General features: G+C 65.6%; 22 protein-coding genes and 1 tRNA gene. 2 read left to right on the forward strand and 21 right to left on the reverse strand.

Annotation, left to right across the window (positions count from 1 at the left end):
* Positions 1-102 precede the first annotated feature (102 nt).
* From PIB44_RS09160 to PIB44_RS09255, 20 genes are all read right to left on the reverse strand, one after another.
* Positions 103-441, reverse strand: coding sequence for a DUF3088 family protein (locus PIB44_RS09160; RefSeq protein ID WP_025977378.1), 339 nt, complete (start codon positions 439-441; stop codon positions 103-105).
* On the reverse strand, positions 441-2,117 hold the full coding sequence (locus PIB44_RS09165; RefSeq protein WP_278069144.1) for a ribonuclease J: 1,677 nt from the start codon (positions 2,115-2,117) through the stop codon (positions 441-443). The genes PIB44_RS09160 and PIB44_RS09165 overlap by 1 nt, the downstream gene beginning before the upstream one ends.
* A 6-nt stretch (positions 2,118-2,123) precedes the next feature.
* Entirely contained in the window at positions 2,124-2,918 is a 795-nt protein-coding gene (locus tag PIB44_RS09170; RefSeq protein WP_035302244.1) for a type III pantothenate kinase, read from the reverse strand.
* Entirely contained in the window at positions 2,915-3,661 is a 747-nt protein-coding gene (locus tag PIB44_RS09175) for a biotin--[acetyl-CoA-carboxylase] ligase (RefSeq protein ID WP_278069145.1), read from the reverse strand. Before PIB44_RS09175 ends, PIB44_RS09170 begins: the two co-directional genes overlap by 4 nt.
* A 6-nt stretch (positions 3,662-3,667) precedes the next feature.
* Positions 3,668-5,110 carry an NADH-quinone oxidoreductase subunit NuoN gene (gene nuoN / locus PIB44_RS09180; RefSeq protein ID WP_278069146.1) on the reverse strand — a complete coding sequence of 481 codons (1,443 nt, stop codon included), beginning with the start codon at positions 5,108-5,110 and terminating at the stop codon, positions 3,668-3,670.
* A gap of 7 nt (positions 5,111-5,117) precedes the next feature.
* On the reverse strand, positions 5,118-6,605 hold the full coding sequence (locus PIB44_RS09185; protein WP_278069147.1) for an NADH-quinone oxidoreductase subunit M: 1,488 nt from the start codon (positions 6,603-6,605) through the stop codon (positions 5,118-5,120).
* Between the two features lie 5 nt (positions 6,606-6,610).
* On the reverse strand, positions 6,611-8,641 hold the full coding sequence (gene nuoL / locus PIB44_RS09190; RefSeq protein WP_278070982.1) for an NADH-quinone oxidoreductase subunit L: 2,031 nt from the start codon (positions 8,639-8,641) through the stop codon (positions 6,611-6,613).
* A 62-nt stretch (positions 8,642-8,703) separates the two neighbouring features.
* Entirely contained in the window at positions 8,704-9,012 is a 309-nt protein-coding gene (gene nuoK / locus PIB44_RS09195; RefSeq protein WP_003164596.1) for an NADH-quinone oxidoreductase subunit NuoK, read from the reverse strand.
* Positions 9,012-9,638 carry an NADH-quinone oxidoreductase subunit J gene (locus PIB44_RS09200; protein ID WP_278069148.1) on the reverse strand — a complete coding sequence of 209 codons (627 nt, stop codon included), beginning with the start codon at positions 9,636-9,638 and terminating at the stop codon, positions 9,012-9,014. The genes nuoK and PIB44_RS09200 overlap by 1 nt, the downstream gene beginning before the upstream one ends.
* A gap of 114 nt (positions 9,639-9,752) precedes the next feature.
* Positions 9,753-10,244, reverse strand: a complete 492-nt coding sequence (gene nuoI, locus PIB44_RS09205) for an NADH-quinone oxidoreductase subunit NuoI (RefSeq protein WP_003170180.1) — start codon at positions 10,242-10,244, stop codon at positions 9,753-9,755.
* Entirely contained in the window at positions 10,244-10,456 is a 213-nt protein-coding gene (locus tag PIB44_RS09210) for a hypothetical protein (protein ID WP_025977386.1), read from the reverse strand. The genes nuoI and PIB44_RS09210 overlap by 1 nt, the downstream gene beginning before the upstream one ends.
* Entirely contained in the window at positions 10,456-11,532 is a 1,077-nt protein-coding gene (gene nuoH, locus PIB44_RS09215; protein ID WP_278069149.1) for an NADH-quinone oxidoreductase subunit NuoH, read from the reverse strand. The genes PIB44_RS09210 and nuoH overlap by 1 nt, the downstream gene beginning before the upstream one ends.
* A gap of 3 nt (positions 11,533-11,535) precedes the next feature.
* Positions 11,536-13,581, reverse strand: a complete 2,046-nt coding sequence (gene nuoG / locus PIB44_RS09220; protein WP_278069150.1) for an NADH-quinone oxidoreductase subunit NuoG — start codon at positions 13,579-13,581, stop codon at positions 11,536-11,538.
* Positions 13,582-13,586: 5 nt separating this feature from the next.
* Positions 13,587-14,900, reverse strand: coding sequence for an NADH-quinone oxidoreductase subunit NuoF (nuoF, locus tag PIB44_RS09225; protein ID WP_025977389.1), 1,314 nt, complete (start codon positions 14,898-14,900; stop codon positions 13,587-13,589).
* 6 nt (positions 14,901-14,906) lie between these two features.
* Complete coding sequence (locus PIB44_RS09230) at positions 14,907-15,176, reverse strand: hypothetical protein (RefSeq protein ID WP_025977390.1); 270 nt, start codon at positions 15,174-15,176, stop codon at positions 14,907-14,909.
* On the reverse strand, positions 15,176-15,850 hold the full coding sequence (nuoE, locus tag PIB44_RS09235; protein ID WP_278069151.1) for an NADH-quinone oxidoreductase subunit NuoE: 675 nt from the start codon (positions 15,848-15,850) through the stop codon (positions 15,176-15,178). The genes PIB44_RS09230 and nuoE overlap by 1 nt, the downstream gene beginning before the upstream one ends.
* On the reverse strand, positions 15,847-17,025 hold the full coding sequence (locus PIB44_RS09240) for an NADH-quinone oxidoreductase subunit D (protein WP_225212312.1): 1,179 nt from the start codon (positions 17,023-17,025) through the stop codon (positions 15,847-15,849). Before PIB44_RS09240 ends, nuoE begins: the two co-directional genes overlap by 4 nt.
* 92 nt (positions 17,026-17,117) lie before the next feature.
* Entirely contained in the window at positions 17,118-17,744 is a 627-nt protein-coding gene (locus PIB44_RS09245; RefSeq protein WP_025977393.1) for an NADH-quinone oxidoreductase subunit C, read from the reverse strand.
* On the reverse strand, positions 17,741-18,340 hold the full coding sequence (locus tag PIB44_RS09250; RefSeq protein WP_119412176.1) for a NuoB/complex I 20 kDa subunit family protein: 600 nt from the start codon (positions 18,338-18,340) through the stop codon (positions 17,741-17,743). The genes PIB44_RS09245 and PIB44_RS09250 overlap by 4 nt, the downstream gene beginning before the upstream one ends.
* Complete coding sequence (locus PIB44_RS09255) at positions 18,310-18,687, reverse strand: NADH-quinone oxidoreductase subunit A (RefSeq protein WP_003164585.1); 378 nt, start codon at positions 18,685-18,687, stop codon at positions 18,310-18,312. The genes PIB44_RS09250 and PIB44_RS09255 overlap by 31 nt, the downstream gene beginning before the upstream one ends.
* A 208-nt stretch (positions 18,688-18,895) precedes the next feature.
* On the opposite strand from PIB44_RS09255, the gene PIB44_RS09260 reads away from it, so the two are divergent.
* Both PIB44_RS09260 and PIB44_RS09265 read left to right on the forward strand, forming a co-directional pair.
* Positions 18,896-20,512 (forward strand): AbgT family transporter, encoded by a 1,617-nt coding sequence (locus PIB44_RS09260; RefSeq protein ID WP_278069152.1) that lies wholly within the window; start codon positions 18,896-18,898, stop codon positions 20,510-20,512.
* Positions 20,513-20,606: 94 nt separating this feature from the next.
* Positions 20,607-20,683: transfer RNA gene (locus tag PIB44_RS09265), tRNA-Asp, on the forward strand.
* 113 nt (positions 20,684-20,796) lie between these two features.
* Here PIB44_RS09265 and PIB44_RS09270 read toward each other — a convergent pair.
* Positions 20,797-22,047, reverse strand: coding sequence for a glycosyltransferase (locus tag PIB44_RS09270; RefSeq protein ID WP_278069153.1), 1,251 nt, complete (start codon positions 22,045-22,047; stop codon positions 20,797-20,799).
* Positions 22,048-22,317 lie beyond the last annotated feature (270 nt).

Below are 22,317 nucleotides of genomic sequence, written 5' to 3' on the forward strand. Positions count from 1 at the left end.
ACGAAGTGGTGGAGGGGTCAAGGTCAGCGAAAACAGGCAGCCCCTCCGTCTCGGCGGCTATGCCGCCGATCCACCTCCCCATTACATGGGGAGGAGAAGGCATCAGGGATGCGGCCGCCCGATGCCGTAACGCGCGGCCCAGTACGGCAGGATGTCGTCATCCTGCAGGAAGCGCGCACCCGTTTCCTCGCTGACCTGAGCGTCCGGCCAGTCGAACTCGCCGTCCAGCACCAGAAGCGGGCAGCTCTGGTTCGCCTCCCCGACCTCGGCGATCACGGCCGGGCGCGGGCGCGGGTGATCCAGGTAGGTGACCGTCAGGTGCTCGCGCAGGCGCGGATAAAGGCCCAGCACCCCCTCGATCCGCGCGCCCGGCGGACAGAACCACGGCCCGCCCTGATCGTCGAACCAATCCGGATTCAGCAGATACAGCCGATCCGCCATCAGAGCCTCAGCACCACGGTTTCGACGATGGGACGACGGTCCCAGATTTGCTGGCTGGCCTTCTTCAGGGTCCGGCTGACGGCCTGTTCGATGACCATTTCGTCTTGCAGCGCCTCGCCCTTAAGACCGCGCACCGTGTTCTCGACGCGCTCGGCCATGTCGTCCAGCACGTCGCCCAGCGGACGATCCGCGTCGCCAGGCAGGCCGACGCCGCGCACGTCAATGTCGCTGGCGATGCGGCCGCGCTTATCCAGGGCGAAGCTGACGATCAGGATGCCGTTGTTGGCCGCGTGCCTGCGCTCGCGCAGAGCCTCGCCGCCCTCCTCGACCAGCATGCCGCCGTCGACGAACAGACGGCCCGAGGGCACTTCATCGATAATGGCTGCGGGTCCAGGCGCCAGGCGCACCATGTCGCCGTTGCGCGGCGTCACCGTCTCAGGCACCTGCATGTCCTTGGCCAGATTGCCGTGCTCGATCAGGTGGCGGCGCATGCCGTGGGTCGGCACGGCGATCTGCGGCCGGGCCCACTGATACATCTGACGCAGTTCGTCGCGGCACGGGTGGCCCGAGACGTGGATGCCGGGGTGATCCTTTTCGGTGTAGATGCGCACCCCGCGCTCGGCCATCTTGTCCTGCAGCCGGCCGATGGCCAGTTCGTTGCCGGGAATGACGCGCGACGAGAAGATGCAGTGATCCCCCTGCCCCAGCTTGATGAAGGGATGCGTCCCTTCGGCCACGCGCGACAGAGCCGCGCGGGCCTCGCCCTGGCTGCCGGTGCACAGGTACAGGATCTCGTCCGCCGGCCAGACTCTGGCTTCCTGTTCGGACAGGAAGGGCTTGAGGTCGCTCAACATGCCGACCGACTTGGCGGCGGCGGTGATGCGGTGCATCGAGCGACCGGCCAGAGCCACGCGGCGTCCGGCGGCCTCTGCCGCGCGGATTACGCTGTCCATGCGCGCGACGTTGGAGGCGAAGCAGCCCACGGCCACCCGGCCCTTCAGGCCCTGGATCAGCTCGGCCAGCTTGACCTTTACGTCACCCTCGGAGCCTGCGACGCCGTCGACGAAGACGTTGGTGGAGTCGCACACCATGGCCAGGACGCCCTCGTCGCCCAGCTTCTGGATGAAGTCGACGTCGGTGCGCTCGCCCACGACCGGATCGTTGTCGATCTTCCAGTCGCCGGTGTGCAGCACCGTGCCCAGCGGGGTCTTGATGGCCAGGCCGTTCGGCTCGGCGATCGAGTGGGTGATGGTGACATAGGTCACCTCGAACGGGCCCAGGTTCACCGTCGAACCCAGCGGGGCCTCGATCAGTTCGACATCTTCATAGATGCCCGCGTCGCGCAGCTTCTCGCGGATCAGGAAGGCGGTGAAGGGCGTGGCGTACAGAGGCGCCTGAATGCGCGGCCACAGCCAACCCAGGGCCCCGATATGGTCCTCGTGCGCGTGCGTCAGCACGATGCCGAGGATGTTCTCGCCTTCCAGGAAGGTCGGATCGGGCACGATCACGTCCACGCCCGGCGTGGACTGGTCGCCAAAGGTCACGCCGACGTCGACGATGATCCATTTACGATCATGCGCCGGGCCGAAGCCATAGGCGTTCAGGTTCATTCCGACCTCGTTCGAGCCGCCCAGCGGCAGGAAGACGAGTTCGTCGTTTTGATTTTTCTTAGTCATACGGCCTTACAGATGGGAGTTCCGCCGCCAGATTTCGAGTAGGCCGCGGATGGTCAGGTCCGGATCGAACCGGTCGATAGAGTCAGTTGCGCCCTCGAACAGTGAGGCGACGCCGCCAGTGCCGATGACCGTCATGGGCTTGCCCCACTCGGCCTTGATGCGGTCCACCAGCCCTTCGATCAGGGCGATATAGCCCCAGAAGACGCCCGATTGCATGGAGGTGACGGTGTCGCGCCCGATGACGGTTTCGGGGCGTTGAATGGCGATGCGCGGCAGCTTGGCCGCGGCCTCATGCAGGGCCTGCAGCGACAGGTTGATGCCCGGCGCGATCAACCCGCCCTCAAAGGCGCCCCCGCCCTTGCCGTTGGCGCCGGAGACGACGTCGAACGTGGTCGCCGTGCCGCTGTCGATCAGTAGCAGGTCGCCCTCATAGGCCTGTAGCGCGCCGATGGCGTTGACCAGGCGGTCGGCCCCGGCCTCGCTAGGCTTATGGATGCGCACCTCGATGCCCAGCTCGACATTCTCGCCGATTACCAAGGGTTCGACGCTGAGATAGCGACGCGCCAGGTTGCGCAGGTTGAAGATCGACTGCGGCACCACGCTGGAGATGATGCAGCCATCCATGTCGGCCATCGTCAGGCCCTGACCGCGCATCTCGAACAGCTGATGCAGCCAGACAGCGTATTCATCGGCCGTGCGCATAGGATCGGTGGCGGTGCGCCACTGGAAAATCCACTCCTGACCGTCATGGACGGCGAACAGGGTGTTGGTGTTGCCTTGCTCGATCGCCAGCAGCATCAGGCGGCCTCTCCGAAGAAGACGTCGCCCGCAGAGATCACTCGCAGGCTTCCGTCCGGCAATTTCAGACGCAGAGCGCCGTCGGCCTCGACGCCGTCGGCGATCCCGCTCACGGTTTCATGGCTTAATCGCGCGGTGCACGGCCCGAACAGACCCGGCGTCCGCGCCACCCAGGCGTCCAGCACCGGCTGAAAGCCCAACCGCGTCCAGCGTTCCAGCCAGGCGTCAAAGGTTTCGGCCAGCGCCCTGGCCCCCTCCTCCATCGACGGCCCGGCCGCCACGTCGTGACGCAGGTGCTCGGCGATGCAGGTTGTAGGCCGCTCGGTCCCTTCGGGCGCATGAGACAGGTTCACGCCGATGCCTACGGCCAGCCACAGGCCGCCGGAAGGCGCAGGACCGGATTCGATCAGGATGCCGGACGACTTACGCCCGTCCAGCAGCACGTCATTGGGCCATTTGATGCTGACCAGCGCGGGCGGAACATAAAGATCGAGCAGGTCGGCCACGGCCAGCGCGGCGGCGAAGGTCAGTTGCGCCGCCTCGGCCGGCGAGCGATTCAGCGTCAGCAACAGGGTCGTGGCCAGGTTGCCGTCCCGGCTGTCCCAGGCGCGGCCGCGACGGCCCCGCCCGGCGGTCTGACGCCGGGCCGCGATCCACAGCGGCCCGGCCTCGCCCGCCTCGGCGCGACGACGCGCCTCAGCGTTGGTGGAGTCGGTTTCTTCGAGGATCAGGACCGGAGCCGCCAAGGCCCCTTATCCGATCCCGACGCCTGCGGCCGCCGCGCGCGTCAGCGGCTCCAGCCAGGTCAGGGCGACCAGCAGCACCGGGAAGCTGAAGGCCGCCGCCGCCCAGCCGATCCACTGCGCGCTGACCGGCGCCTTGTCCGTCGTCACGTCGAACTCGGGCGTGTCGAACCAAATGACCTTGATAATGCGCAGGTAGTAGAAGCCCGCCACGACCGAGGCCACCAGGCCGGCGGCGCCCGCCATCCAGTAACCAGCGTCGGCGGCTGCGCCGAAGACGTAGAACTTGCCCCAGAAACCCGACATCGGCGGGATGCCGATGGCCGACAGCGACAGGATCGTCAGGGCGACGGCCGTCAGCGGGCGGTCCTTTTTCAGGCCCGCAAGATCCGCGATCTTGCGGATCGGACGGCCGTTGCGGCTCAGCGACAGAAGGATGGCGAAGAAGCCGATCTGGTCCACGACGTACAGGGTCATGAACATCAGGGTCGCCTGGACGCCGACCTGCGTGCCCGCCGCGACGCCGAGCAGGGCGTAGCCGATGTTGATGATCGAGGAATAGGCCAGCAGGCGCTGGATGTCCTTCTGCATCAGGCCGCCGAAGGCGCCGACGGCGAAGCTGATCAGCGAGATCAGGATCAGCACCTGCGCCCACTGCGCGTGGGCCAAGCCGAAACCTTCGATCAGGACGCGGATGATCAGCACCATCGCCGCCACCTTGGGCGCTGTCGAGAACAGGGCCACGACCGGGGTCGGGGCGCCTTCATAGACGTCCGGCGTCCACATGTGGAACGGCGCGGCCGAAACCTTGAACGCCAGACCGCAGATCAGGAAGACCAGACCGAAGATCAGGCCCGGACCGGGGTTGGCGCTGGCGAAGGCGGCGATGTCCTCGAACCGCATCGACCCGGCGAAGCCGTAGATCAGGCTGGCGCCGTACAGCAGCAGGCCCGACGACAGGGCGCCCAGCACGAAGTACTTCAGACCGGCTTCCGAGGCCTTCAGGTCGTCGCGGCGATAGGCGGCCAGGACATAGAGGGCCAGAGAGTGCATCTCGATGCCGATGTAGAGCGAGATCAGGTCGCCCGACGAGGCCATCATGCCCATGCCGACCGAGGCCAGCACGATCAGGATCGGATATTCGAACTTGGCGATGTTGTTGCGGTGCATCCAGCTGTCGCCCAGCACCACGGCCACAGCGGCGGACAGGAAGATGAGCGCCTTGCCGTAAACGGCCAGCGGATCGGCCACATAGGCCCCGTTGAAGGCCGAACCCAGGGGGCCGACGACGGCCAACGCCGTCGCCGCCAGCAGCAGCAGAACCGACAGGCCCGAAACCAGGCGCGTCGACCTCTCGCCGGAGAAGGCGCCGACCATGAGCAGCACCAGACCGCCGACCGCAAGGGTCAGTTCCGGGGCCGAGAGATGAAGGGCGGAAGACAGATCAGTCATTATGCTCTCACCCGCCGATGGCTGCGCGATAGGCGGTCGTCAGGGCCTCAACGCTTGGCCCGGTGTAGTCGAGGACGGCGTTGGGATAGAGGCCCAGCCAGATGGTGCCGACGATCAACGGCACGAAGATCAACAGCTCGCGCTTGTCGATGTCCGTGATGGTCTGCAGCGCCGGATTGGTGATCTCGCCGTACATGACGTTGCGGAACAGCGTCAGCGCGTAGACCGCCGAGAAGATCACGCCCGAGGCGGCGATCAGGGCGGTCCACGTCGAGGCCTGATAGGCGCCCGTCATGGTCAGCACTTCGCCGATGAAGCCGGAGGTGCCCGGCAGGCCGACGTTGGCCATGGTGAACATCAGGAAGATGGCCGCATACCAGGGCATCCGCGCCGTCAGGCCGCCGTAGAAGGCGATCTCACGCGTGTGCATCCGGTCATAGACCACGCCGACGCACAGGAAGAGCGCGCCCGAGATCAGGCCATGGCTCAGCATCTGGAAGACGGCGCCCTGCACCCCAGTGTCGTTGCCGGCGAAGACGCCCATGGTCACGAAGCCCATGTGGGCGACCGACGAATAGGCGATCAGCTTCTTGATGTCCGTCTGACGGAAGGCGACCAGCGACGTGTAGACGATGGCGATCACCGACAGGGCGAACACCAGAGGCGTGAACATCTGCGACGCCAACGGGAACATCGGGATGTTGAACAGGATGAAGCCGTAGCCGCCCAGCTTCAGCAGGATGCCGGCCAGGATGACCGAACCGGCCGTCGGCGCCTGAACGTGGGCGTCGGGCAGCCAGGTGTGCACCGGCCACATCGGCATCTTCACCGCGAAGGAGGCGAAGAAGGCCAGCCACAGGATCGGCTGCACCGAGGCGTCGAAGGCGTACTGCTTCAACTCCGGGATGCTGGTGGTGCCGGTCGTGTGGGCCATCCACAGCATGGCCAGCAGCATCAGGACCGAACCGGCCAAGGTGTAGAGGAAGAACTTGTAGGCCGCGTAGATCCGGTTGGCGCCGCCCCAGATGCCGATGATCAGATACATCGGGACCAGGGTGCCTTCGAAGAAGATGTAGAAGAGGAACAGGTCCAGCGAGGTGAACACCCCGATAACCAGCGTCTCCAGGATCAGGAAGGCGATCATGTATTCGACGACGCGCGTCTGGATCGACTTCCAGCTGGCCACGATACAGATCGGCAGCAGGAAGGCCGTCAGCAGGACGAACAGGATCGAGATCCCGTCCACGCCCAGATGATAGCCGGCGCCGGCGAACCAGGCGTAGTTCTCGACGAACTGATAGGCCGGGTTCGACGGATCGAACTGCGCGACCAGCAGGACCGACACGGCCAGCACCACCATGGTGGTGACCAGGGCGATCCAGCGGGCGGCCGGGGCCGTGGCGTCCTGACCGCCCTTGTTCAGCAGGCGCGCGACCAGGATCGCGGCTGCGCCGAGAAGCGGCAGGAAGGTGACGATGCTCAGAATGTGAGGCACGAGGCTCAGGCTCCCCACGTGAAGATGGCGAAGGCAAGGAACGCAGCCACGCCGATCAGCATCACGAATGCATAGAAGTAGACGAAACCGGACTGGAACCGGGACAGCCAGCCGCCCGACTTCAGCGAAGCCCAGGCCGCGCCGTTCGGGCCGAGGCCGTCGATGATCTTCACGTCGCCGATCTTCCAGAAGAAGTCGCCGAGCGCCTTGGCGCCCTTCACAAAGACGGCGTCATACAGCTCATCGAAGAACCACTTGTTGTAGAGGAAGGTCCACAGCGGGCCCTTGCGCTCAGCCATTTCCTTGGCCGCGCCTTCCTTCACGACATACAGCCAGTAGGCGATGGCCGTGCCTAGCAGCGTCACGATCAGCGGCGCCCACTTCACCCAGGTCGGGACGTTGTGGCTCTCGTGCAGGACGTGGTTGTCGCCGCCGACGAAGATGGCGCCGCGCCAGAACTCGGCCTCATGATGGCCAATGAAGTGCGGGGCGAAGATCATGCCCGCGAACACCGCGCCGATCGACAGCAGCAGCAGCGGCAGCACCATGACCCACGGGCTCTCGTGCGGCTTCAGCGGACCATGGTGATGATCGTCGTGCGCGTGATAGTCGCCGTCCAGAGGTTCGGAATGGGTTTCGATCTGGGCGTGCGAGGCGTGGTCGTCGCCCGCGTGAGCGTGCGCGCCCTCCTCTTCCTTCCAAACGGGCTTGTTGTGGAAGGTCATGAACACCAGACGCCACGAATAATAGGCCGTCAGAAGGGCGGCCGAGATGCCGATGACGAAGGCGAACATGCCTGCAGCCGAGTGGCCGGTCGTCGCCGCCGCATATGCGCTCTCGAGGATGGAGTCCTTGGAATAGAAGCCCGCGAAGCCGCCGACGCCGGGCATGCCCAGACCGGTGATGGCGATGGTGCCGATCATCATGGTCGCATAGGTGACGGGCAGCAGCTTCCACAGGCCGCCCATCTTTCGCATGTCCTGCTCGTGGTGCATGCCGTGGATCACCGAACCGGCGCCCAGGAACAGCAAGGCCTTGAAGAAGGCGTGCGTGAACAGGTGGAACATGGCGGGCTGGTAAGCGCCGACGCCCGCCGCGAAGAACATGTAGCCCAGTTGCGAACAGGTCGAATAGGCGATCACCCGCTTGATGTCGTTCTGCATCATGCCGACGGTCGCGGCGAAGATGGCCGTGATCCCGCCGATGATGGCGATGAACTGCGACGCGACCGGCGCGTGCTCATACAGCGGCGACAGCAGGCAGACCATGAAGACGCCGGCCGTCACCATGGTGGCCGCGTGGATCAGGGCCGACACAGGCGTCGGTCCTTCCATCGCGTCCGGCAGCCAGGTGTGCAGGAAGAACTGCGCCGACTTGCCCATGGCGCCGACGAACAGCAGCAGACCGGCCAGGTCCAGCGCCGACCAGGTGTAGCCCAGGAACTCCCACCCCGCGCCGACCTTGCCTTCGATCAGCGGGAACAGCTTGGCGAACTCGATCGTGCCGAACATCCAGTAGACGGTCATCATGCCGAGCAGGAAGCCGAAGTCGCCGACGCGGTTGACGACGAAGGCCTTGATGGCGGCGGCCGAAGCCGAGGCCTTCTTGTACCAGAAGCCGATTAGCAGATAGGACGCCAGGCCCACGCCTTCCCAGCCGAAGAACATCTGCACGAAGTCGGCGGCCGTCACCAGCGCCAGCATCATGAAGGTGAACAGCGACAGATAGGCGAAGAAGCGAGGACGGCTGTCGTCCTCCTTCATGTAGCCCCAGGAATAGAGGTGAACCAGCGAGGACACCGAGGTCACCACGATCAGCATGACCGCTGACATGGCGTCGACGCGGATCGACCAGTTCGACTGGAAATCGCCCACGTGGATGAAGGGCGCAATCTTGACGGTGAAGGCTTCCAGCCCGCCCCAGGTCCACTGTCCGAACACGATCCAGGAGACCGCGCACGAGAAGAACAGCAGGCCCGTCGTAACGGCCTGAGACGGAATGTCGCCGATCCGGCGACCGAAGAAGCCGGCGATCATGGCCCCCAGCAAGGGGGCGAATACGCCGAGAGTGACGAGAGTCTGGATAGTCACGGTTCCGATCAGCCCTTCATCACGGAGGCGTCGTCGACCGCGATGTCGCCGCGGTTACGGAAGAAGGTCACGAGAATGGCCAGGCCGACAGCGGCTTCGGCCGCGGCGACGGTCAGGACGAACATGGCCATCAACTGACCCGACACGTCGTTCAGGTGGGTCGAGAAGGCCACGAAGTTGATGTTCACCGCGAGCAGGATCATCTCGACCGACATCAGGATGATGATGACGTTCTTGCGGTTCACGAAGATGCCGAACACGCCGATGGTGAACAGCATGGCGGCGACCGCCAGATAGTGCTGGAGCGAGATATCCATCACAGAAGCTCCTCGGGGGTGACGCCCTGGCCCGTGGTCACGGACTTGACCTCGACGGCCTTGGCGCGTTCGCGGTTGGCCTGGGCCGCCAGATCCTGGCGATGCACGCCCGGACGGTGACGCAGGGTCAGAACGATGGCGCCGATCATGGCGATCAGCAGGACCACGCCCGCCGCCTGGAAGAAGTAGACGTAGTCCGTGTAGAGCACGCGGCCGATCGTCTCGATGTTGGTCGCGTCAGGCCCGGCCGGAACCGGCGAGGCGGTGTCGCGGGCGGCTCCGCCCTGAACGACGCTGATCGACACCATGATCATCTCGGCCAGCAGGACGCCCGCCACAATGCCCGCCAGCGGCAGGTAGCGCGCGTAACCCTCGCGCAGCTTCACGAAGTCGACGTCCAGCATCATGACGACGAACAGGAATAGCACCGCCACGGCGCCGACGTAGACGACCACCAGCAGCATCGCCAGGAACTCGGCGCTCAGCAGCACGAACAGGCCGGCCGCCGAGAAGAAGGTCAGGATCAGCCAGAGGACGGAGTGCACGGGGTTGCGCGCGGTCACCACCAGAAGGGCGGAAACCACGGCGACCGTCGCCAGAAGATAGAAGGCCAGGCCTTGCAACATGTGCGGGACGACGCCCCTCTTCAAAACCAATGGCCCGGGCGAACGCCTCGGACCCTTCCAGAAATCGGCCCCGGCCCGAAGGTCAGGGTCAGCGTGGCGGAATCGCCGCTCCGTTTAGCGATACGGAGCGTCGAGTTCCAGATTCTTCGCGATCAGACGCTCCCAGCGGTCGCCGTTGTCCAGCAGGCGCGCCTTGTCATAGAGCAGTTCTTCGCGCGTCTCGGTGGCGAACTCGCTGTTCGGTCCCTCGACGATGGCGTCCACCGGGCAGGCCTCCTGGCACAGGCCGCAGTAGATGCATTTGACCATGTCGATGTCGTAGCGCGTCGTGCGGCGGCTGCCGTCGGCGCGCGGTTCGGCCTCGATGGTGATGGCCTGCGCCGGGCAGATGGCCTCGCACAGCTTGCAGGCGATGCAGCGTTCTTCACCGTTCGGATAGCGACGCAGCGCGTGCTCGCCGCGGAAACGCGGCGACTGCGGGTTGCGCTCGAACGGATAGTTCACCGTGGCCTTGGGCTTGGCCATGTACTTCAGCGACAGGCCGACGGCGCCGAACACGTCGGTCAGCATCGCGCCCTTGGCCGCCTGAACGATACGGGTCAGCATTACGATTTCACTCCGGCGCACTCGCGTTCATAGCGGGCGCTTTCCTTGTCGAGAGTCTGGCACAGGCGCTGGCGTTCCGCCTCGCGCCGTTCAACTTCCTGCACCTTGCGCTCCCACTGATAGACCGAGACGGGCTCGGCCTCATAGGGCGCGCAGGCGCCGGCCGTCGCAGCGACGGCCAGGCCGATCAGCAGGGGCACGCGGATGCTCATCAGCCGCCCACCACGAACACGCGCCACGCCGCCACGAAAACCACGGCCACCAGCGAGGCAGGCAGGAAGATCTTCCAGCCCAGACGCATCAGTTGGTCGTAGCGGTAGCGAGGCACGAAGGCCTTCACGAGGGCGATCATGAAGAACCAGAAGACCACCTTCGCGGCGAAGACCGCCAGGTAGAACAGGTTGGCCACGAAGGCCGGCACGCTGTTCAGGAAGTCGGTCGGGAAGCCCGGATTCCACCCGCCGCAGAACAGCAGGGTGATCATGGCGCACATGAAGACGATGTTGGCGTACTCGCCGATCATGAACAGCAGGTACGGGGTCGAGGAATATTCGACCTGATAACCGGCCACCAGCTCCGACTCCGCTTCGGGCAGGTCGAACGGCGGGCGGTTCGTCTCGGCCAGGGCCGAGATGAAGAAGACGATGGTCATCGGCAGCATGACGATGATCGTCGGCAGGGTCTCAAGGCCGCCGCCGAAGGCGTTCCAGTTCCAGATCCAACCCTGTTGCTGGGTCACGATCTCGGTCAGGTTCATCGTCCCGGCCAGCAGGATCACGTTGATGATGATGAGGCCCATGGAGACCTCATAGGACACCATCTGCGCCGCCGAACGCAGCGAGCCGAGGAACGGGTACTTCGAGTTCGAAGCCCAGCCGCCCATGATGATGCCGTAAACGCCCAGCGAGCTGATCGCGAGGATGTACAGGATGCCCACGTTCAGGTCCGACACCACCCAGCCCGGCGCGAACGGAATGACCGCCCAGGCGATGAAGGCCAGCACGAAGCTGATCAGCGGAGCCAGAATGAAGACCACCTTGTCCGACCCGGCCGGGACGACGATCTCCTTCAACACAAACTTGAAGAAGTCGGCGAAGGACTGCAGCAGGCCGAAGGGACCGACCACGTTCGGACCCTTGCGCAGCTGAACGGCCGCCCAGATCTTGCGGTCAGCCAGCAGCAGGAAGGCCAGGGAGATCAGGATGCCGACCACGACCAGCAGGATCCCGCCCAGAGTGGCGAGGGTCCAGCCGACGGGAGTGGCCCAGAAGGAAGTCGCAGCGTCCATGTCTTACTCCGCCGCCAGGGCGACCGGCGCCGTCCGCTCAGCGGACAGTTGGGCCATCGTTTCACTGGCGCGCGCGATCGGGTTGGTCAGGTAGGGATCGGCGATGACGGAGACGAAGGCGACGTCGCCCAGGTCTCCCTTGGCGCCCAGCTTGGCGACGTCGAACGTCGCGGCCGGAGCCAGATAGTCGATGCGGCCGAAGGTCGGATGGTCGCCCATCAGCTTCGTACGCAGTTGCTCCAGGGTGTCGAACGGTAGCTTGTGGCCGACGCGTTCCGACAGGGCGCGGATGATGGCCCAGTCGTCCTTGGCCTCGCCCTTCGGGAAGACCACGCGCTCGGCCATCTGCACCCGGCCTTCGGTGTTGACGTAAAGGCCCGACTTCTCGGTGTAGGCCGCGCCCGGCAGGATCACGTCCGCGCCGTGCGCGCCGCGATCGCCATGCGAGCCCAGATAGACGCGGAAGGCGCCCGATGCGTCCGCGTTCACCTCATCGGCGCCCAGCAGGAACAGCACGTCCAGCGCGCCCGGCTTCAGCATGCCGGCCACGTCCAGACCGCCCTCGCCCGGCAGGAAGCCCATGTCCAGACCGGCGACGCGCGCGGCGGCGGTGTGCAGGACGTTGAAGCCGTTCCAGCCGTCCTTGACCACGCCGACCTTCTTGGCCAGCGCGCCCAGGGCGTTCAGCACGGCCGGGCCGGTCTCGCCGGTCAGGGCGCCCGCGCCGACGATGATCGCCGGGCGCTCGGCCTTGGTCAGGAAGTCGGTCGCGGCCTTGGGCAGCTTGCCCAGGGTCTTCGAACCGGCGCCGAGCCAGGCGTAATCATAGGTCAGGTCGGCTTGCGGGCCGATGACGCCGACTTCGACGCCGCCCTTCAGCCAGCTCTTGCGGATACGGGCGTTGAGCAGCGGCGCTTCCGTGCGCGGATTGGCGCCCACGATCAGGATGGCGTCAGCGTTTTCAATACCTTGCAGGCCAGAGTTGAACAGCCAGCCCTCGCGAGCCTCGCCGCCCAGCGCCGCGCCGTCCTGACGGCAGTCGGTGTTGGCCGAGCCCAGGGCGCGGAACAGGTCCAGCGTCGCCTTCATCGACTCGGCGTCCTGCAGATCGCCGGCGATGGCGCCGATGCGGTTAGCCGGAGCGGCCTTCAGCTTGTCGGCCACGACCGACAGGGCTTCATCCCACGAAGCGGGACGCAGCTTGCCGTTCTCGCGCACCCACGGGCGGTCCAGACGACGCGCCTGCAGGCCGTCGACGGCGTAGCGGCTCTTGTCCGACAGCCACTCTTCGTTGATGCCCTCGTTCACGCGCGGCAGCACGCGCATGACTTCGGCGCCGCGCGAGTCGGCGCGGATGTTGGAGCCGAGCGCGTCCATCACGTCGATGGTCTCGGTCTTCTTCAGCTCCCACGGGCGGTAGTGGTACTGCCACGGACGGTGCGTCAGGGCGCCGACCGGGCACAGGTCGTTGACGTTGCCCGACAGCTCGCTGTCGATGTTCTTTTCCAGATAGGTCGTGATCTCAGCGCTTTCGCCGCGCGAGATCATGCCGATGTCCGGCACGCCAGCCACTTCGGTAATGAAGCGAACGCAACGCGTGCACTGGATGCAGCGCGTCATGAACGTCTTGACCGTCGGGCCCATGTTCTTTTCTTCGACCGCGCGCTTGTTCTCGCCGTAGCGCGAGCCGTCGCGGCCGTAGCCGACGGCCTGATCCTGCAGGTCGCACTCGCCGCCCTGGTCGCAGATCGGGCAGTCCAGCGGGTGGTTGATGAGCAGGAACTCCATCACCCCTTCGCGGGCCTTCTTGACCATCGGCGTGTCGGTGAAGATCTCCTGGCCGTCGGCGGCCGGCAGCGCGCACGAAGCCTGCGGCTTCGGCGGTCCAGGCTTCACCTCGACCAGGCACATGCGGCAGTTGCCGGCGATGGACAGGCGCTCGTGGTAGCAGAAGCGCGGGATTTCCTGCCCGGCGCGCTCGGCGACCTGCAGCACGGTCATGCCCGGTTCGAACTCGACTTCAACGCCGTTGACCTTGGCGATAGGCATTACGATTACTCCGCCGCGATCGCGTGGCCGGCGAAGTTCGCGCGGCGGCTGCGGTAGGTGTGGATGCGCTCTTCGATCTCGTGACGGAAGTGCCGGATCAGGCCCTGCACGGGCCAGGCGGCGGCGTCCCCGAGGGCGCAGATGGTGTGACCTTCGACCTGACCGGCCACGTCGAGCAGCAGGTCGATCTCGGACGGGTCGGCGTCGCCGATGGCCATACGCTCCAGCACGCGCCACATCCAGCCGGTGCCTTCACGGCACGGCGTGCACTGGCCGCAGCTCTCGTGCTTGAAGAAGTAGCTGATGCGGGCGATCGCCTTCACGATGTCGGTGGACTGGTCCATGACCGTCACGCCGGCGGTGCCCAGCGACGAGCGATGCTCGCGCATGGAATCGAAGTCCATCAGGGCGACTTCAGCCTGTTCGCGTGTGATGACCGGGCAGGACGCGCCGCCGGGAATGATGGCCTTCAGGTTTTCCCAGCCGCCGCGCACGCCGCCGCCGTGATCCTCGATCAACTGGCGCAGCGGGATCGACATGGCTTCTTCGACCACGCAGGGCGTGTTTACGTGACCCGACAGCGACATCAGCTTGGTGCCGGTGTTGTTCGGACGACCGAAGCTGGCGAACCAGTCCGCGCCGCGACGCAGGATGGTGCCGACCACGGCGATCGATTCCACGTTGTTCACGGTCGTCGGGCAGCCATAGAGGCCGGCGCCGGCCGGGAACGGCGGCTTCAGGCGCGGCTGGCCCTTCTTGCCCTCCAGCGACTCCAGCAGGGCCGTCTCCTCGCCGCAGATATAAGCGCCCGCGCCGTGGTGGATGTAGACGTGGAAGTCCCAGCCGTGGACGTTGTCGTCGCCGATCAGCCTGGCCTCATAGGCCTGCTTGACGGCGGCTTCCATGCGCTCGCGCTCGAGGATGTATTCGCCGCGCAGGTAGATGTAGCAGGCGTGGGCCTTCATCGCGAAGGAGGCGATCAGAGCGCCTTCGATCAGCAGGTGCGGATCATGACGCATGATCTCGCGGTCCTTGCAGGTCGCGGGCTCGGACTCATCGGCGTTGATGACCAGGTAGTGAGGGCGATCCTTCACTTCCTTGGGCATGAAGGACCACTTCAGCCCGGTCGAGAAACCGGCGCCGCCGCGTCCGCGCAGGCCCGAGTTCTTGACGTTGTTGATGATCCAGTCGCCGCCAAGGTCCAGCATGTCCTTGGTAGCGTTCCACGCGCCGCGCGTCTTCGCACCCTCAAGGCCCCAATCGTGGAAGCCATAGAGGTTGGTGAAGATCCGATCCTTGTCTTGGAGGATGCCGACCATGATCCCTTAAAGTCCTTCCGCCATGCGGCGTTTATGGTGGCGGGTGCGCTGGAAGACGGCGTAGATCACCAGCACCCATCCGATAGCCAACAGGCCATAGGCCGCCATCACCGCGTTGTCAGTCAGGCCGAAACGGCCGTCGCGCGCGAACAAAACCAATGCGGCCGCGACCACGATGCAAGCCAGGCCAGCCCAACGCTGACGCCAGCCCACGCGACGCAGTTCAGCCCGATAGGCCGCCCTGCCCGCATCTGTCTCGAGGTCCGGCCGCGCCATCAGGCCGGCGCCTTTTCAGCGACGGGCTCCGAGTTCGGCAGCTTCGTAATCTTCCGGGCGGCCGAGCCGTCATACAGCGCCGGGTCCGTCAGAACGCGCGGGCCGCCCACCGGCTCAGACGTATGACGGCCGACATAGCTGCCCGCCTTCGGCGTCTTGCCCGCGGCGAAGTCGTCGATGATCTGGGCCATATTCTCAGGCGTCAGGTCTTCGTAATAGAGGTCGTTGATCTGGGCCACGGGCGCGTTCGAGCAGGCGCCGATGCATTCGACTTCCTGCCAGGTGAAGCGGCCGTCGGCGGACAGCTCGTCCTTGGGTCCGATCTTCTCGCGGCACACGCGCATCAGATCATTGGAGCCGCGCAACATGCACTGCGTCGTGCCGCAGACCTGGATCAGCGCGGTCGTGCCGACCGGCGTCAGCTGGAACATGGTGTAGAAGGTCGCGACCTCCAGCACCCGGATGTAGGCCATGCCCAACAGGTCGCCGATGGCGCGCAGGGCGGGTTCAGAGACCCAGCCTTCCTGCTTCTGGACCAGCCACAGGATCGGGATCACGGCCGACTGGCGACGCGATTCCGGATACTTCTTGATCCACCACTGAGCTTTTTCCATCGTCTCCTTCGAAAACTCGAAAGAGGCCGGTTGCTCCTTGGCGAGACGACGAACGCTCATCGGTCCACTTCTCCGAACACCATGTCGAGCGAGCCGAGGATGGCGGACACGTCCGCCAGCATGTGGCCGCGGTTCATCCAGTCCATCGCCTGCAGGTGACGGAAGCCGGGGGCCGACAGCTTGACGCGGTAGGGTTTGTTGGTGCCGTCCGACACCAGATAGACGCCGAACTCGCCCTTGGGCGCCTCGACGGCTGCATAGACCTCGCCTTCCGGGGTGCGGAAGCCCTCGGTGTAGAGCTTGAAGTGGTGGATCAGCGCTTCCATCGAACGCTTCATCTCACCGCGACGCGGCGGGGCGATCTTGTTGTCCTCGGTCAGGACAGGCTCGCCGGGGCAGTTGCGCAGCTTGTGGATGCACTGCTCCATGATGCGCACCGACTGGCGCATCTCTTCGACGCGGCACAGGTAGCGGTCCCAGCAGTCGCCGTTCTTGCCGACGGCGATGTCGAACTCCATGTCGGCGTAGCAGTCGTACGGCTGGGCCTTGCGCAGGTCCCAGGCGATGTCCGAGCCGCGCAGCATGACGCCCGAGAAGCCCCACGCCAGGGCGTTCTCCTTGGACACCACGCCGATGTCGACGTTGCGCTGCTTGAAGATGCGGTTCTCGGTGACCAGGCTTTCGATGTCGTTCAGCGCGGCCGGGAACTCGGCGCACCAGCGGCCGATGTCGTCGATCAGCTCGGGCGTCAGGTCCTGGTGGACGCCGCCCGGGCGGAAGTAGTTGGCGTGCAGGCGCGCGCCGCAGGCCCGCTCGTAAAATACCATCAGCTTCTCGCGCTCTTCGTGGCCCCACAGCGGCGGGGTCAGGGCGCCCACGTCCATGGCCTGCATGGTCGCGTTAAGAAGGTGGTTCAGGATGCGGCCCATCTCCGAGTACAGGACCCGGATCAGCTGGCCGCGATACGGCACGTCAATCTCCAGCAGGCGCTCGATGGCCAGGCAGAAGGCGTGCTCCTGGTTCATCGGCGAGACGTAGTCCAGCCGGTCCAGGTAGGGGATGTTCTGGAGGTAGGTGCGCGCCTCCATCAGCTTCTCGGTGCCGCGGTGCAGCAGGCCGATGTGCGGATCGACGCGCGTGACCAGCTCGCCGTCCAGCTCCAGCACCAGGCGCAGCACGCCGTGCGCGGCCGGGTGTTGCGGGCCGAAGTTGATGGTGAACTTGCGGTCGTCCATCGCCCGCGCGTGCGGGGTCAGGCCGTCCTCATAGTCCTCGAACGGGTCGATGGCCGAACCGAGCGGCGCGGGCATGTTCTTGACGTCGGCCATTACTGCGCTCCCGCCTTTTCATCGCCCGGCAGGACCGATGTCGGATAGTCGGCGCCTTCCCACGGAGACAGGAAGTCGAAGTTGCGGAATTCCTGCGTCAGCTTCACCGGCTCATAGACGATGCGCTTCTGCTCTTCGTCGTAGCGGACCTCGACATAGCCCGTCATGGGGAAGTCCTTGCGCAGCGGGTGCCCCTGGAAGCCGTAGTCGGTCAGGATGCGGCGCATGTCCGGGTGATCCGAGAAGATCATGCCGTACATGTCGAAGGCTTCACGCTCGAACCAGCCGGCCGACGGATAGACCGACGTCACGCTGGGGACCGGCTTGACCTCATCGGTCGACACCTTGACGCGAACCCGCGCGGCGCGGGTCAGCGACAGCAGGTGGTAGACCACCTCGAACCGCTCGGCGCGGTCAGGATAGTCGGCGCCGCAGACGTCCATGCACTGCTGGAAGCCGAACTGATCGCGCAGGGCCGTCATGATCTCGACGATGTTCTCGCGCGGGGCGATCAGGGTCAGTTCGCCATAGGCCACCACAGCCTCGACGCCGAGCGCCGCGACCATTTCCGTGCCCAGGGGCGTCAGGGCGGATTCGCGCTCCGCAACGCGCACCAGTTCGCTCATCGTTCGATGGTCCCCGTGCGGCGGATCTTCTTCTGCAGCTGCAGGATGCCGTACAGCAGGGCCTCGGCGGTCGGCGGGCAACCCGGAACGTAAACGTCCACCGGCACCACGCGGTCGCAGCCGCGCACGACGCTGTAGCTGTAGTGATAGTAGCCGCCGCCGTTGGCGCACGACCCCATCGAGATGACGTAGCGCGGGTCCGGCATCTGGTCGTAGACCTTGCGCAGGGCCGGAGCCATCTTGTTGGTCAGCGTCCCGGCGACGATCATCAGGTCGGACTGGCGCGGCGAACCGCGCGGCGCGGTGCCGAAACGCTCCAGGTCGAAGCGCGGCATCGACAGGTGGATCATCTCCACGGCGCAGCAGGCCAGACCGAACGACATCCACATCAGCGAACCCGTGCGGGCCCAGGTGATGACGTCGTCCAGAGAGGTCGTCAGGAAGCCGCGCTCGCCCAGCTCCGTATTGACGGACTCGAAGAACTTGTCGTGGATCTTGGGATCATAGCCCTCGACGGTCGAACGCGCCGCCGAACCGGCGGGGACCAGGGGGCTAGAGGGGGCGATCACTGCCATTCCAGTGCTCCCTTCTTCCATTCGTAGATGAAGCCGACCGTCAGGACGCCCAGGAAGACCATCATCGACCAGAAGGCGAAGACCATGCCGCCGTGCGACAGGTCGAACATCGACACCGCCCACGGGAACAGGAAAGCGATTTCCAGGTCGAAGATGATGAAGAGGATCGACACCAGATAGAAGCGCACGTCGAACTTCATGCGCGCGTCGTCAAAGGCGTTGAAGCCGCACTCATAAGCCGAGAGCTTCTCGGTATCGGGGTTCTTGGGGGCCAGCACCCAGGCCGCCAGCATGAAGCCGGCGCCGAGCACGATGGCGATGCCCAGGAAAACGACGATCGGAAGATATTCTAGAAGAAATTCGTTCATTCGAGCTGCCTCGCCCGCCGGGAGGTAGGGGGCGGATTCGGGGCTTCTTAGACCCAACCTCGCCAGGGTTCAAACCCATGTCGGCAAAGGTTTTTTGTTGCGAACGGTTCGCAGTTCTTTGCGCGATTTGCCGCAGCCCTTTCGATTGCCTCCTATGCCGGTGATCCGCGAAATGCGCTGTCGTCTATCCTGAACCCAGAGCTTGCGCATGAACCTGGCCGCCCGTCTGCTGAACACCGTCGAGCGTATCGGCAATCGGCTGCCAGATCCTGTCTTCCTGTTCCTATGGTTGATCGTCGGTCTGGTCGTGCTGAGCCTGGTCGGGGCCGGCCTGGGCTGGTCCGCCGTCAACCCGGTGACCGGCGAAGTGCTGCAGGCGCAAAGCCTGTTGTCGCCCGCCAATCTGGAGCGGCTGTTCATCGGCATGCCGCGCACCCTGGCCGACTTCCCGCCGCTGGGGATAGTCATCACCATCATCTACGGCGCCTCGGTGGCCGAGCGGACCGGCCTGTTCTCGACAGCGATCCGAGGCGCGCTGCTGAATGCGCCGCGCTTTATCCTGACGCCGATCGTGGTGATCACCGGCATGGTGTCGCACCACGCGTCGGACGCCTCCTATGTCGTGGTGATTCCACTGGCGGCCGTCATCTTCGCCGCTGCCGGCCGCCATCCGCTGGCGGGCCTGGCCGCCGGTTTCGCCGCCGTCTCGGGCGGCTATGCGGGCAACCTCTTCCCCGGCGCCAGCGACGCCCTGATCCTGGGCATCACCGAGCCGGCCGCCCATCTGATCGATCCGTCCTACGCCGTCAGCATCGCGGGCAACTGGTTCTTCATCGTCGGGGTGGTGATCGTCTTCACCCCCATCGTCTGGTTCCTGACCGACCGCGTCATCGAGCCGCGCCTGGGCGCCTGGATCCCGCACGACGCCGCCCCGGTCGCGGCCGAGGAGAAGACGCCCCTGACCGCCGCCGAGAAGCGCGGCCTGGCCTGGGCCGGCCTGACCATCCTGGCCATGATCGCCGTCTGGGCCGCGGTGACCTTCCTGCCCGGCTCCCCGTTCGTCGACGCCGACGCCGAGCCGGAGCAGCGCTTCAACCCTCTGTATCGCTCGCTGGTGGCCTTCTTCGCCCTGACCTTCTTCATGGCGGGCGCAGCCTTCGGCGCGGGCTCTGGCTCGATCAAGAGCCACCATGACCTGGTGCGGATGATGCGCGAGGGGATCAGCCAACTGGCGCCCTATATCGTCCTGGCCTTCTTCGCCGCCCACTTCGTCGCCATGTTCAACTGGTCCGGCCTGGGACCGATCCTGGCGGTCAATGCAGCCGCCTCCTTGCGCGAACTGGCCCTGCCCACGCCGTTGCTGCTGATCATGGTCGTGCTGGTGTCCGGCATCTTCGACCTGTTCATCGGCTCGGCCTCGGCCAAGTGGTCGGCTCTGGCGCCCATCGTGGTGCCCATGTTCATGCTTCTGGGCATCAGCCCGGAGATGACGACCGCCGCCTATCGCATGGGTGATTCCGTCACCAACATCGCCACGCCGCTGATGAGCTACTTCCCGCTGATCCTGACCTTCGCCCAGCGGTGGGATCCGAGATTCGGCCTGGGATCGCTGATGGCGACCATGCTGCCCTACGCCGGAGCCTTCCTGGTTGCGGGCCTGATCATGGTGGCGGCCTGGGTGGCGCTGGACCTGCCGCTGGGGCCGGGCGTGGGCGTGCACTACGAACCGCCCCCGCCGGCCACGGCCTCTCAGCTTCCGGCGGACGGCGGAATCGCCGGTCCCGCCGCCCCGCCTCAGGCCGCCGCAGCCGCTCCGACAAGATGATTTGATTTATCCACAGCCAGGTCGCTTGACCTTCGGCGCAGCCCCGCCTAAACGACGCCCCTCGCCGGGGCGCACAGTCGCTTCGGATGGGAACGCGGGTGTAGCTCAGTTGGTTAGAGTGCCGGCCTGTCACGCCGGAGGTCGCGGGTTCGAGCCCCGTCACTCGCGCCACTCCTCTCAAGGCTTTGAGGGAGTGGCGCACCGCCCTTCCCTCTTCTCCCTGAAAATCGAAACCGACAGCAGGCGCCGCTTTCGCACGCCTGCAGTTCAGTCGATCCCGAGCCCTAGTTGAGCGGCAGTCGCTCTCGCGGCGTGACAAAGGCGGCTTGCCCGGTCAGTTCGCCGTACAGCATGGTCAGGTCCTCGAACACCCGGTTCCAGGCGAACTGCTCGACCGCCTTGACCCGCGCCGCCGCGCCCAGCGCCTCTACGTCGCGCGCGAACAGCGCCTCAATGGCTGCGGCGTAGTCGACCGGGTCGGCCGAGGCGGCCAGTTGCCCCACGCTGTCATCGACCGTCTCGGCCACGCCGCCCGCGTTGACGCCGACCACGGCCCTGCCGCAGGCCATCGCCTCCAGCACGATCAAGCCGAACGGCTCCTTGTCATTGGCGTGCACGAAGGCGTCGCAACTGGCGATGATGCGGGCCACGGCGCGCGGGTCCTTCTCATACGGCAGGGAGATCACCCGATCTTCCGGCGGCATACCGGCGCCCGCGCCGACCAGCACCAGATGATAGGGCGCGCCCAGACGCTGGACCGCGTCGATCAGCACGCCGACGTTTTTCTCCTTGGCCGGACGCCCGGCGAAACACAGCAGACGGGCGTCGGCGCCCAGACCCAGCTTCTTCAGCAGCCAGTCGCGATCGCGACGATCCGGATGGAAGGTATCGACCTCCACGCCCAGCGGGCGCACGACGATGCCGCCGACGCCGGCCTCTTCCAGCCGCCGGGCAATGAAGCGGCTGGGCGAGACGACGCGATCGAACTGAGAGAACAGCTTGGCCCAGCGTTTCTCGACCGGCTTCTTGGCCCACTCGCCGAAATGCAGGGCCGCGAGACTCGCCGGGTCCGAATGACAGAAACCCACGACCGGACAGCCGACCCTCTGGCCTGCCTCCAGCGCGCCCTGCCCCGGCGTATAGGGATCGCCCGCTTCGATCAGCGCGGGATTCAGCGACGACACCCAGGCGCCCCAACGACGCACCGAACCGGGCCAACGATAACCGTCGCCGAACGGCAGCTTGGGGGCCTGCAGCCGCACCACGCCGTCGGCGCTCGCCCTATAGCCGGCGCCGGGCACGACGAGGCTGTGCGCCACATCGGGACGATTGTCCGCCAGCCACGCTTTCTTGGACAGCAGATAACGCTTCACTCCGCCCGATCGCGGCGCGAACAGCATGGTTGTGTCCACCAGCCGGGGGCGATCCTGGGCCGCGCAAGCCTTCAGCGCGCGAAGGGTCGCAGCGACATCGTCATCCAAGCCCGGAAACAGGCGCAGTTCGCTTTCCTGGACGTTGATCGGGCTAACGCTCATGCCTGGGGCCTTTCCGCTGAACTTCTTCACGCTAACGCCAAGGCTCCGACTTTGGATGCGGGACGGTGCAAATCAGCATCCTGCAGATTTTCCGCCGTATATCCGTCCCCGGCTACGCTGCAAGGCGGAAGCGCACAAGGCCGAGCTTGCATCCCGGCCACGCTGTGGTTTTCATCTGCCGTTCAGCTTCAGCCGCCTAACGCCAGGCCTTGCAATCGCCTCAAATTCAAGAAATTTGGGGCATGTGGGTGCGGACCCTGTTAGGAGGGT

The sequence above is a fragment of the Brevundimonas sanguinis genome (genome assembly GCF_029636725.1).
Taxonomy (GTDB): domain Bacteria; phylum Pseudomonadota; class Alphaproteobacteria; order Caulobacterales; family Caulobacteraceae; genus Brevundimonas; species Brevundimonas sanguinis.

What these genes read in the sequence shown, in the direction of transcription:
- PIB44_RS09160 (WP_025977378.1), bottom strand. Translation starts at nt 441, where the DNA reads ATGGCGGATCGGCTGTATCTGCTGAATCCGGATTGGTTCGACGATCAG.
- PIB44_RS09165 (WP_278069144.1), bottom strand. Translation starts at nt 2,117, where the DNA reads ATGACTAAGAAAAATCAAAACGACGAACTCGTCTTCCTGCCGCTGGGC.
- nuoN (WP_278069146.1), bottom strand. Translation starts at nt 5,110, where the DNA reads ATGACTGATCTGTCTTCCGCCCTTCATCTCTCGGCCCCGGAACTGACC.
- nuoL (WP_278070982.1), bottom strand. Translation starts at nt 8,641, where the DNA reads ATGATCGCCGGCTTCTTCGGTCGCCGGATCGGCGACATTCCGTCTCAG.
- nuoK (WP_003164596.1), bottom strand. Translation starts at nt 9,012, where the DNA reads ATGGATATCTCGCTCCAGCACTATCTGGCGGTCGCCGCCATGCTGTTC.
- PIB44_RS09200 (WP_278069148.1), bottom strand. Translation starts at nt 9,638, where the DNA reads ATGTTGCAAGGCCTGGCCTTCTATCTTCTGGCGACGGTCGCCGTGGTT.
- nuoI (WP_003170180.1), bottom strand. Translation starts at nt 10,244, where the DNA reads ATGCTGACCCGTATCGTTCAGGCGGCCAAGGGCGCGATGCTGACCGAC.
- PIB44_RS09210 (WP_025977386.1), bottom strand. Translation starts at nt 10,456, where the DNA reads ATGAGCATCCGCGTGCCCCTGCTGATCGGCCTGGCCGTCGCTGCGACG.
- nuoH (WP_278069149.1), bottom strand. Translation starts at nt 11,532, where the DNA reads ATGGACGCTGCGACTTCCTTCTGGGCCACTCCCGTCGGCTGGACCCTC.
- nuoG (WP_278069150.1), bottom strand. Translation starts at nt 13,581, where the DNA reads ATGCCTATCGCCAAGGTCAACGGCGTTGAAGTCGAGTTCGAACCGGGC.
- nuoF (WP_025977389.1), bottom strand. Translation starts at nt 14,900, where the DNA reads ATGGTCGGCATCCTCCAAGACAAGGATCGGATCTTCACCAACCTCTAT.
- PIB44_RS09230 (WP_025977390.1), bottom strand. Translation starts at nt 15,176, where the DNA reads ATGGCGCGGCCGGACCTCGAGACAGATGCGGGCAGGGCGGCCTATCGG.
- nuoE (WP_278069151.1), bottom strand. Translation starts at nt 15,850, where the DNA reads ATGAGCGTTCGTCGTCTCGCCAAGGAGCAACCGGCCTCTTTCGAGTTT.
- PIB44_RS09240 (WP_225212312.1), bottom strand. Translation starts at nt 17,025, where the DNA reads ATGGACGACCGCAAGTTCACCATCAACTTCGGCCCGCAACACCCGGCC.
- PIB44_RS09245 (WP_025977393.1), bottom strand. Translation starts at nt 17,744, where the DNA reads ATGAGCGAACTGGTGCGCGTTGCGGAGCGCGAATCCGCCCTGACGCCC.
- PIB44_RS09250 (WP_119412176.1), bottom strand. Translation starts at nt 18,340, where the DNA reads ATGGAAGAAGGGAGCACTGGAATGGCAGTGATCGCCCCCTCTAGCCCC.
- PIB44_RS09255 (WP_003164585.1), bottom strand. Translation starts at nt 18,687, where the DNA reads ATGAACGAATTTCTTCTAGAATATCTTCCGATCGTCGTTTTCCTGGGC.
- PIB44_RS09260 (WP_278069152.1), top strand. Translation starts at nt 18,896, where the DNA reads ATGAACCTGGCCGCCCGTCTGCTGAACACCGTCGAGCGTATCGGCAAT.
- PIB44_RS09270 (WP_278069153.1), bottom strand. Translation starts at nt 22,047, where the DNA reads ATGAGCGTTAGCCCGATCAACGTCCAGGAAAGCGAACTGCGCCTGTTT.